Below are 3,491 nucleotides of genomic sequence, written 5' to 3' on the forward strand. Positions count from 1 at the left end.
CCGCGGCATCGAAGAACTCCGAGACATGCTCACTGCCGCGCGCATCACTCCCGAAACTTGGCATGAGTTCCTCGACGACTTCGTCCATGACGCCGATCTCGTCGCCCGCATCAAGGCCCAATCGCCGCGGTAGCAACCGGCCGGTTACGTTCAAGGCCGGCACGAACGCCGCCCAACCACTCCATCTATTTACATATTAACGCGAAGCTGCCGGGCAATTGCCCGGCTGCTCCCGCTATCCACCTGACAGATTGAGGGGCTCACTGCGTCAGGTCATTTGACGATGTGCTTGAAAGGGTGTGGGTGGTTCACGCCGTCGATAGCGGTGGGGTGGAAAAGCCTGGATGGCCTTGAGGGCCTCAAGGCGGGCTGAAAAAATGGGATCACATCTCGGACAAAGCAGAGATATCAAGTAAGAAACAGACGAAGAAATATGCATTTTCGGCTCCAAGATAGCTATTTGGAGAAAATGTCGTTCCTTAAATTGAAGCGACATCCACTCAACCCTTGCGCGAGAAGGTGGCGAGAGGGCGACGGGAAGATGACGGATTTGTGTCTGACGCTTTCTTTTTTCTACTGAAAGTGGTCGTGGTCCAATTGCTCCGTTTGTAATGGCGTTCATCGAATTCTACGAGGATCTGCGCGCCTTTGCAGCCAGAGAGGTATGTCCCCAGAGCCTCGCAATCAGATAGGGTGGACTATGATCGATAGTGGGCTCCCCCATGGCAACTCACGCCTTCAAAGTCCGGTCGAGGTTGCCTCATACGCGCCCCGGCTCTCCGCCTCACTCGCCCGTTTGGTCGCCTCTCCGAACATCGCCGATCCGTCGCTCTATCGCGTCGAGCCGCAGGAGAACCTCGTCGCGATACGCATCGGTGCGCGTGGTCTCCTCTTCGGAATGGGCGTCCTGCATCGAATTCACGATCAGGCCCACCAGAAGGTTCACCACTGCGAAGGTCATGACCATGATGAAGGGCACGAAGAAGGCCCAGGCCAGAGGGTGGGTTTCCATCACTGGGCGCACAATGCCCATCGACCAGCTCTCGAGCGTCATGATCTGGAACAGCGAATAGGCTGATTGTCCCAGCGAGCCGAACCACTGCGGGAAACTCGCGCCGAACAATTTCGTCGCCATCACGCTCGCGATGTAGAAGATGATGCCCATCAATAGGAACACGCTGCCCATGCCCGGCAAGGCGCTGATCAGTCCTTCGACCACCCGGCGCAGGCGTGGCGCGACCGAAATGATGCGCAAGAGCCTCAGTACGCGCAGTGCCCGCAGCACGCTGAAGACCTGCGCGCCGGGCAGAAGCGATACACCGACGATGGTGAAATCGAACAGGTTCCAGCCGGAGCGGAAGAAAGCTAGCCGATGCACAACGAGCTTCAGCCCGATCTCGATCACGAAGACCGACAGGCATAGCATATCGAGCAGCCGGATCAGATCGCCAGCCAAGGTCATCGCGCGCTCCGATGTCTCCAGTCCAAGAAGCAATGCGTTGAACAGGATCACGCCCGTGATCGTGTTTCTAAAAGTCGACGTGTCGAGCGTCATCGCGATCCGGTCGCGCAAGGTCATGCAGTCCCCCTCTTATTGGCCGGAGGGATATGGTCCCTGGGCGCGGCTTGCGCAACCTTACCCTTAAGCAATGAGTGCCTTACAGAAATCGCTGCACAGCATGCCGCGGCACACCTCAAGGAATGTGCGCGTTGCGACGCGTGACCAACTCGATGGGGTGAGTAATCCGTCCGCGCCGGAAGGGGAGGGGAGCCACGCCGTCATCGGGTTGGTCGATCACTGGCAGTGAATACCTATCTTGAGAATTGATCGGGCGGTGCTTTCCGAAGCAGGGTGTTCTGGTCAATCATGAAGTCGGTGGAGATCGAGTGAGCGGCGGCACCTACGGCGCGAATGATCGAGCCGAAATGCCCGGCACGGATTTCGGGGTGATAGACCCCTTGAAGATCGAGGTGAGAGAAATGCCGGTCGACCTCCGTCACTATCCTGTCGCGGATATTTTGGGGAAGCGCGCCGTCGATGATGACCGCCTCGAAATCGATCACCGCCTGTGCGGAGACGATCGCATGGGCGAGGCTTCTGGCGGCGCGCGTGATCCAGAGCGAGAGCGCCGGCTCGATGGACGACCAGTCGGCACGGTCATCATGGACCAATCCGGGGTCGCTTTGCTGATCCGCCAGGAGGCGCTCGAGCACGGAGAGCGAGGCGTGGTCGATCAGCCGATGCCCGCCGGGTTCATCGGGAATCCGCAGCGGCCCGAAGCCTCCGGAGTTTCCCGACCGCCCGGAAAAGACGCTGCCATTGAGGACGACGCCGCCCCCGATGAAGGTGCCGATGAAGAAATAGATGTAGTCCTGCTTGTCGTTGGGCGGCCCGAAAACCAGCTCGCCGCGACAGGCCGCGGTGCCGTCATTCTCGACGGAGATCGGCCCGGGAAGAAGGGAGTCCAGCTCGACTTGCGCGTCGAAGCTCCGCCATCTCTCGAGCTCTTCAGCCGGCGCGTCGAAATCTTCGGCCCAATGCCAGAGCTCGGAGGGGATCGCGATGCCGCTGGCAGCCACGTCTTCGCGCTTCAGTTTCGCCGAGCGTAGCAGCGGGCGGAGATTGTCCTTGATGAACGAGACGAGCGCGGTCCGGGTCGGGTAATCGTGGCGCGCCGAGCGGCGGGCCATGACGGCGCCGGTAAAGTCGATCACGACCATGTCGAAGCTCCGTCGGCCGATCTTCAGGCCGAGGTAGTGTTTCGCTTCGGGGTTGAGGCGCATCGGCACGGAGGGCTGGCCCACGCGGCCCCGGACCGGGTCACCGCGCAGCAACAGGTCGTCTTGCTCAAGTGCCTTGAAGATCTCCGAGACCGCGTTGGCGGAAAGGCCGGTCGCGCGGGTCGCCTCGGCCTTCGTAAGCGTGCCGTGGCGGCGGATCAAGTGCAGCACGAGGCGCTCGTTAAGGTCTCTTACCGTGAGCTGGTTGGTGCCCATGAGCGGAACGGCATTCAGGGTTTTTTCGGGGCGTGCTGTCGTCATCTCTCACCGGACCGGGAAGGTCACGCATCGGGTTCATGCGTGGTTCGTGGATGATCGGATGCTACGCGGAGGCCCGGAGGGGCGCAAGCAACATTGAGAATTTGAACTAATTAAAAATTCATCCGAAAGTTTTTATTGACAGGAGAAAGCTCAGAGCGCTAGCTCTTGGTGGCTTCTGGGGAGGGAGGCTCCGTCGGCAGCGCGGCGGCACCGTCAAAGCGGGTGCGACGCGCATCGCGATCGGACGCGAAGACACTTTTCCATGAAGTTTGAATGGATGCACCGGATGCATCTCAGAAAGGGAGGAGACCTGACATGATGAAGAAAACCGCAATTCTCGGTGCGACCGCGCTCGGTCTGATGGCGACGGGCGCTTGGGCGGAAACCACCGCCTGCCTGATCACCAAGACCGACACCAACCCGTTCTTCGTGAAGATGAAAGAGGGTGC

General features: G+C 60.0%; 2 protein-coding genes and 1 pseudogene. 1 reads left to right on the plus strand and 2 read right to left on the minus strand.

The genetic code is table 11. The annotated features are described in order from the left end of the window. Window positions 1-784: 784 nt before the first annotated feature. The gene (locus F8R15_RS20675; protein ID WP_152845845.1) at window positions 785-1,579 is read right to left on the minus strand and encodes an ion transporter; all 795 of its coding nucleotides are present in this window, start codon (window positions 1,577-1,579) and stop codon (window positions 785-787) included. 233 nt (window positions 1,580-1,812) lie between these two features. Next, window positions 1,813-3,042 (minus strand): ROK family transcriptional regulator, encoded by a 1,230-nt coding sequence (locus F8R15_RS20680; protein ID WP_152845846.1) that lies wholly within the window; start codon window positions 3,040-3,042, stop codon window positions 1,813-1,815. A 318-nt stretch (window positions 3,043-3,360) separates the two neighbouring features. Between F8R15_RS20680 and F8R15_RS21855 the strand changes: the two are divergent. After that, window positions 3,361-3,491, plus strand: a pseudogene (locus F8R15_RS21855) (sugar ABC transporter substrate-binding protein); the annotation flags it as partial.

The sequence above is a fragment of the Thioclava sp. JE_KL1 genome (assembly GCF_009296265.1).
Lineage (GTDB): Bacteria > Pseudomonadota > Alphaproteobacteria > Rhodobacterales > Rhodobacteraceae > Thioclava.